This window comes from Sphingobacterium sp. UBA7253, assembly GCF_002472745.1.
GTDB lineage: Bacteria > Bacteroidota > Bacteroidia > Sphingobacteriales > Sphingobacteriaceae > Sphingobacterium > Sphingobacterium siyangense.
Window position 1 is genome coordinate 1 of sequence record NZ_DKSP01000090.1, and the last position, 6,412, is coordinate 6,412.

The 6,412-nt window shown below is 38.5% G+C and carries 8 protein-coding genes; 5 read left to right on the top strand and 3 right to left on the bottom strand.

Annotated elements, in window-relative coordinates; translation table 11 throughout:
• A partial coding sequence (locus B2X72_RS08915; protein ID WP_286849205.1) for an NAD(P)H-dependent oxidoreductase occupies window positions 1-564 on the bottom strand: 564 nt, incomplete at its 3' end.
• A gap of 254 nt (window positions 565-818) precedes the next feature.
• Here B2X72_RS08915 and B2X72_RS08920 point away from each other — a divergent pair.
• Together B2X72_RS08920 and B2X72_RS08925 are read left to right on the top strand one after the other, a co-directional pair.
• Window positions 819-1,331, top strand: coding sequence for an AAA family ATPase (locus B2X72_RS08920; protein ID WP_088161715.1), 513 nt, complete (start codon window positions 819-821; stop codon window positions 1,329-1,331).
• Window positions 1,312-1,632 (top strand): hypothetical protein, encoded by a 321-nt coding sequence (locus tag B2X72_RS08925; protein ID WP_088161716.1) that lies wholly within the window; start codon window positions 1,312-1,314, stop codon window positions 1,630-1,632. Before B2X72_RS08920 ends, B2X72_RS08925 begins: the two co-directional genes overlap by 20 nt.
• 35 nt (window positions 1,633-1,667) lie before the next feature.
• On the opposite strand, the gene B2X72_RS08930 is transcribed toward B2X72_RS08925, so the two are convergent.
• Complete coding sequence (locus B2X72_RS08930; protein WP_088161717.1) at window positions 1,668-1,973, bottom strand: hypothetical protein; 306 nt, start codon at window positions 1,971-1,973, stop codon at window positions 1,668-1,670.
• Between the two features lie 377 nt (window positions 1,974-2,350).
• Here B2X72_RS08930 and B2X72_RS08935 point away from each other — a divergent pair, with 377 nt between their 5' ends.
• Window positions 2,351-3,463 carry an acyltransferase family protein gene (locus B2X72_RS08935; RefSeq protein WP_088161718.1) on the top strand — a complete coding sequence of 371 codons (1,113 nt, stop codon included), beginning with the start codon at window positions 2,351-2,353 and terminating at the stop codon, window positions 3,461-3,463.
• A 63-nt stretch (window positions 3,464-3,526) separates the two neighbouring features.
• On the opposite strand, the gene B2X72_RS08940 is transcribed toward B2X72_RS08935, so the two are convergent.
• Entirely contained in the window at window positions 3,527-4,018 is a 492-nt protein-coding gene (locus tag B2X72_RS08940) for a YdcF family protein (protein ID WP_088161719.1), read from the bottom strand.
• A 251-nt stretch (window positions 4,019-4,269) separates the two neighbouring features.
• Here B2X72_RS08940 and B2X72_RS08945 point away from each other — a divergent pair, with 251 nt between their 5' ends.
• Together B2X72_RS08945 and B2X72_RS08950 are read left to right on the top strand one after the other, a co-directional pair.
• Window positions 4,270-5,850, top strand: a complete 1,581-nt coding sequence (locus B2X72_RS08945) for a discoidin domain-containing protein (RefSeq protein ID WP_198385910.1) — start codon at window positions 4,270-4,272, stop codon at window positions 5,848-5,850.
• Window positions 5,851-6,044: 194 nt separating this feature from the next.
• A partial coding sequence (locus B2X72_RS08950) for a hypothetical protein (RefSeq protein WP_286849211.1) occupies window positions 6,045-6,412 on the top strand: 368 nt, incomplete at its 3' end.

Below are 6,412 nucleotides of genomic sequence, written 5' to 3' on the forward strand. Positions count from 1 at the left end.
TTCACTAATTTGACCTAAGTGCTCCTTTCTCACTTCATCTATTGCTAAAGTTCCGCCTAGAATTAACATTTCTTTATGCTGAAAGCGTGTTCCAAGTCTGTCCTCAAGCATAACTTTTTCCATGCTCTGAGCAATACCAATTTCCTCTAAAAACTTATTAGGATGTCCGGCAGTACAGATCACTATTCCCTGCTTAATTATTTTCATCTTTGGCAGCTCTGCTACGTGGCCATAAGCATAACCAAGGCAATAAACTCTATCAAACCAGCCTTTCATCATTGCAGGACAATCGCTCCACCAAACAGGATAAAGGAAGATAATACAATCCGCATTTTCTATTTTTCGATGCTCTTCGAGCACATCATTGGGAATAGACAATTTGATATTGTTCCCCCCTTCCCGCTGGTATTCTTCTACGGTCAGATTACTCTGAAAATTGTTAGCATACAAATCGGAAACTTCAATAAAACAGTTCTCAGAAATCAACATCTTTTTTAAGTGATTATATATATCAAATGTATACGACAGATTACTAGGATGGCAGTAAACAATTAAAATATTCATAATAACAGTATTGTTTTTTCCTTCTAAGGATTACAAGATAATATATAAAGATTTCTGAAGCAAAGAATAAGTAACTGCTACCTAAACCACACTCAAACAATACCAGCACACTGCATCACACTTAAAATGAAATAATTATAAATTAATCTCATATAAATATAATATTTTACAACTAGTATCAAAAAAAACACGTAGCTTAATACAGCTGGAAGTTGGAATCATATCGTATTTTTTTAATCTTATAAATTTAAAAAATGAGAATTGCTCTATTTGGCACGCACAAAGTAGGTAAAACCACCTTAGCAGAAGAGCTGCTAGAAAAGCTTCCCGGGTATACACTGGAAGTAGAACCTTACTATCAGCTGGAATCATCGGGGCATGAATTCCTTGAAGAACCCACTGCCGAAGATTTCGTTGAACAATTTAACTACTCCGCCCAGCTAATTTCACAAAGCGGAGACAATGTAATATTCGATAGATGTGTACTCGACATCTTAGCTTATCTGTATATTCTTGATCCAAAGAAAAATATTCAGTTCCTTTTTGAAAAGACCTTTGCTATATTGGCCGAAATTGATCTTTTGGTGTTTGTCCCCATTGAAGAACCCGATTTGATACCTTGCCACAAGTCGGATCTACCCAAACTTAGATCTAAAGTTAATGATTTACTCCGCGATTGGATTGACGACTTTGGTATACAAGCTATTGAAGTAAACGGCCCATTATCGAGTCGTAATAACCAGATACATGCAAAAATTAAATCCTGAGATGTTAGATTTTTATATTATTGATGATAAACAAGTAAAACCAGATTTCCCTGAAAAGGCAGGATTGGTTTTCGCTGGACAACTTGAAGAAAAAACTTTCAGCAGTCTTCAGCGAAAAGGCATAATCGCCACACGATTTGACTATTATACGGATTTCAGGCTGGATACTGCTCTGATTAAACAAATTGAGCAAATTATACTAAACAAGGGACTCCAAATGGATACTGACATAAATAGCTTCATCCAAATACTTGACATTGCAAGTAACAAACAAAGTGGTTTAATTGCCTATAGTGATTAAACATATCTTTTGCATGAAGCGCGGTCCCTCCTTCGCTAAAACGGATCGTTTGAGCTCCCTATAAAGTTCATAAACTCAATTTTGGGCTCAACAGCAAGGTTTTTATCTCTTTGTTCCTGAAAAAGGACAAAGCTCGGTATTCTCAGCAATTGATCCTGTATCTCTTTATTCTTATATTGGGAAATATGTACGAAAGTATTGCTTTCACCACCCTGCAAAATAGTATACAGGAATTGTGTTCCATCTAACTTCCTGAAATCTTTGAGAAAGCTTTCAATCATTTTTTTATTCATGTGTACATAGTCATCATGGACACTATAGGTTACTTTAACAACGATCATTTCTTTTATTAATTTATGTTTATAAATGCACAGCGGAATTTTCAATGCGCAAAGGGAGCTTCTCGATTTCACGTAAACTGACAGTCGAAGAAAGCCTTTGTGAATTGGACAACAAGATATGAAAAATTTGGGTCATTGGATCTCGGAATGTACAATCTATAAGCATTAAAATGCCGGCAGCTGAGTGTACCAGCAATAAAAATTGTGAATCCCCATAAACGATTCGGTACATCACAAAAAATGAGACTAACCATCGGGATTTTGATACGATTTGATCAAATTTAAACCTGTTATTTCATTATTTTCAGCCATTCATTCAATAACATTTATAAACAGTTAGCAAGTCCATAGACATCTTCGAAATACAATCAGAAGCCATGAACAATAAAAACCTTTCTACAAAGCCACACTATCCCATTTTAGACGGACTACGAGGCGTCGCTGCGATTATCGTTGTAACCTTTCATCTCACGGAGCCATTGGGAACAGGACATCTCGATATCTTGGTCAACCATGGCTATTTGGCCGTTGATTTTTTCTTCCTTTTATCTGGATTTGTAATCGGCTATGCCTATGATGATCGCTGGCATAAAATGTCTATTGGTACCTTCTTTAAACGCCGTATTGAACGCCTTCAGCCGATGGTTATATTAGGTATGACTCTTGGCGCAATAGGCTTTTATTTTACAGATTCTACAATCTGGCCACTTATTCACACCGTTCCGCTCTGGAAAATGCTTTTGGTCATGCTCATTGGTTATACGATTCTTCCAGTTCCCCTCTCTTTGGATATTCGAGGCTGGCAGGAAATGCATCCGCTCAATAGTGTCGGTTGGTCATTGTTTTTTGAATATATTGCCAATATGCTATATGCCATCGGTATTCGCAAACTATCCAAAACAGGGTTAAGCATTTTGGTCTTTATTGCAGCTGTGGCACTCGCCCATTTGGCGATCACAAGTCCTACTGGAGATGTTAGCGGTGGCTGGACATTAAATGCTGAACAAGTGCGGATAGGAATCACCCGCACCATGTACCCTTTTTTTGCGGGACTCCTGCTATCCAGAATAACGAGCCCGAGCCGTATCCGACATGCTTTTTTATACTGTAGTATTTTAATCGCCATTGTATTGTATATGCCTCGTATAGGTGGAGCAGAACAGCTCTGGATGAACGGGATATATGAGTCGGTATGTATTATCATTGTATTCCCCCTGATCGTTTACCTGGGGACAAGCAGCATATCAAGCAGCAGATTAGAAAACAAGCTTTGTAAATTTCTGGGTGACATCTCGTACCCGCTATACCTCGTACACTACCCTTTCGTCTATTTTTATGTTGCCTGGATCAGCAACAATAAGGATATGACGCTTATAAAAGCTTTGCCTTATGCCCTATTGATTTTGGTAGGAAGTATTACAATGGCCTATGTAAGCTTGAAATGGTATGACGAACCTGTCCGCAAATGGCTCAGAAAGAAACTGGGTTAATGTATAAAAAATTTGCCGGCATAAGAGGCAACCGCTAAAAATAGTGCTATTCAATACACCTGTTTAACGTTTCAGTATTCTTCGAATAGCTTGTTGTTCATGCCGTAACAACAAATTAAGTTCGTCGGGACTAACAGTCGACTTTGCAGCAATAAACAATACATTTGGGTAGTCAATGAGTTTTTCTTGCAATAATTTCGCTCGCTTCATGTGAAAATCTGAGGTAATCACGATGAAGAGATCCGGAGAGATCTTTTTGATGATCTCTTTTGATAGCATAAAATCTTCGTCAGTATTTGTGGATAGTACACATGGAAGTAAATCTTTCTCCGCGACACCTCTTTCCATAAGATAAGCTTGAGCATAAGCGCCATGCGGCTTTTCTGTCCGATTGAAATGTTCACCCATGCCGCCGGTACACAAAATTGTAGTCCCTTCATTATGACAATAGAAATTATAGGCACATTCATTTCTATCTAATGCCATAACGCTGAGATTCCCCTGCTCATCATTGGGTGCGCCCAACAATAATATCAGGTTTTTAATTTTTTCCATACGATTTAAATATTCATACAATCAAATGTAATAAGACCTGGATGAAAAGCAAGTAAGAAGTCGGTTAAATTTTATCCAGCCATTATTAACTCTCAACCATTTCATGCTCAAATAAATTAAAATGTTACAAAACATTTTTCAAAGTTGATTAATCAATCGATTGACTAAACTAATTGTGATAAAAGTTTATTTTTTTACACACCAATAAAAGATGCCTTATTTATATTTATTGATACACAATATAAACCATTATGAGAAAACTTTTAAATCTAATGCTTGCAACCCTCGCTTTAGGGGCTGCATCCTGTAACAAGACCTTGGTAAATACCGAAGAAAGTGTCGAAACTCTAAAAGCAAAAACATCAACTAGCTCGGTAACAAATGAATGGAACAGTAATCCCTACAAGCTGAACGTCATCTATTTTGTTCCAAATGATGTGGATTCCATTCCCAACTTCAGAAAGCGTCTTAGCAAGATCCTGTTGGACGCCCAAAATATGTTTGCAAATAATATGGATCGCGAAGGCTTCGGCAGAAAATCCTTCGGATTGGATCTGCTCAATGACAGCCTGATTAATATCCATTACATCGCTGGAAAATATGGCAAAGCTACTTATCCGTACTCAGGGGGCAGCGGCGCTGTGAAAGCCGAAGTGGACAGCTATTTTAATCAAAATCCGTCAGGAAAAAAAAGCGAGCACAATCTAATCATTATTCCAACCTACAATACAGATCCAGCTAATCCGGGAGGCCCTCCATTCTATGGCACAGGTACCAGCTGCTACGCATTAGATTATGTAAATCTGGACGCCAAAAACTTAGGAATAGGCGGTGATATTGGATGGAAAGCAACTGTATGGATAGGTGGAATGATTCACGAACTGGGCCATGGCTTAAATGCCAGCCACAACAGAATGAACAAAACGTTAGCGCCAGCTTTAGGTACGGCATTGATGGGTTCGGGCAATTCAACCTATGGAATCTCTACAACTTCTTTGACCAGTACCACAGCAGCAACATTTAACAATAGCCAAGTATTCAGCTCTGTGGTAAGAACTGACTGGTACGCATCCGCATCTGCAGAAATAACATCCTTGTCATCAAGCTTTGTGAACAATAAGATTATCGTTTCCGGGAAATTTACAACAACAAAACCGGTCAATGACATTGTTGTTTGGCATGATAGGGAGCCATTTGGAGTGAATAACGATTATGATGCCGTACAATGGTCGACAAAAATAATTGGACAGGATAGTTTTCGATTTGAGTGCCCATTAGCTGATTTTTATGATCTGACAGGGAATTACGAAATGAGAATAGGATTTCTCCATGTCAATGGAAGCCGTACCACCTTAGGATACGCCTATAACTTCGTTAACAATATACCCGATTTATCGAAGGTTGTGACCTATAAACTGTTACCGACAACAGGTTGGTCAATTGTAGCTAGCGATAGTAATGAGCCTGGATCACCAGCCAGCAATGTATTGGATATGAATAGAAGTACGGTCTGGCATACTCCGTGGTCGTCCACTCAAACCCCGCAGCCACATTTCTTTTCCGTCAATATGGGTGCATTACGCACCGTGAAAGGTATTGCTTTCCGTAACCGCGATAATTTAAATGGAGCGATGAAAGATGTCAATATTTACTCAAGTACAAATGGTGTAAGTTGGACCTTGATCAAAACGACACAATTGAGCAAAGTCGCGGGCTCCTGGATCAATGTCGACCTTACTACATCCGTTAGCACCCAATACCTTAAAATAGAGTCGACAAGTTCTTGGGGTGATTTCTTCTATTCTCATCTTGCAGATTTTGGTGCATATTAAAACTTAGATCGATAGAATAAACGGCCGGTATAACAAATAGTACCGGCCTTTTTTAGCTTTGATCAACACCGAATAAGTGAGATTCATAATTGAGGGTAGCAAATAATTTTATATTTTTAGTAGATCATACTGACTTTGACTTATCAATAAGCTAGAAAAAACGATCGAAATAATCACTTATCACTAAAATTAGGATGAATAGACAAGAACTGATCAAAACTTTTTCTGACAACCACCATACGGTTATTGCCTATATCCAGGCATTACCTGAGCCCCATTTTTCATATCGTAATCATGAAAAATGGACGGCTGGTCAGCAGCTAAAACATATTCTCTTAACGCTTCTACCATTTCCAAAGGTACTTCAGTCAAAAGATTATATAGCCCAAAAATTCGGATCCCTGCAACGCGCAACCTGGGACTACGACACGGTGCGTAACAATTATCTCAAAACAAGCCGGCAGGCCCCAAGTCAATTTTTGCCTGAAGAAATCCTGCCCGCACAGAAAGAGGGGCTGATTGCGCAACTGGAAGAAGTATTGGCTAAAATCAATCAGCTATT

Bases quoted from the DNA above. Each gene is read 5' to 3' on its own strand.
- B2X72_RS08920 (WP_088161715.1), top strand. From the start codon at position 819: ATGAGAATTGCTCTATTTGGCACGCACAAAGTAGGTAAAACCACCTTA.
- B2X72_RS08925 (WP_088161716.1), top strand. From the start codon at position 1,312: ATGCAAAAATTAAATCCTGAGATGTTAGATTTTTATATTATTGATGAT.
- B2X72_RS08930 (WP_088161717.1), bottom strand. From the start codon at position 1,973: ATGATCGTTGTTAAAGTAACCTATAGTGTCCATGATGACTATGTACAC.
- B2X72_RS08935 (WP_088161718.1), top strand. From the start codon at position 2,351: ATGAACAATAAAAACCTTTCTACAAAGCCACACTATCCCATTTTAGAC.
- B2X72_RS08940 (WP_088161719.1), bottom strand. From the start codon at position 4,018: ATGGAAAAAATTAAAAACCTGATATTATTGTTGGGCGCACCCAATGAT.
- B2X72_RS08945 (WP_198385910.1), top strand. From the start codon at position 4,270: ATGAGAAAACTTTTAAATCTAATGCTTGCAACCCTCGCTTTAGGGGCT.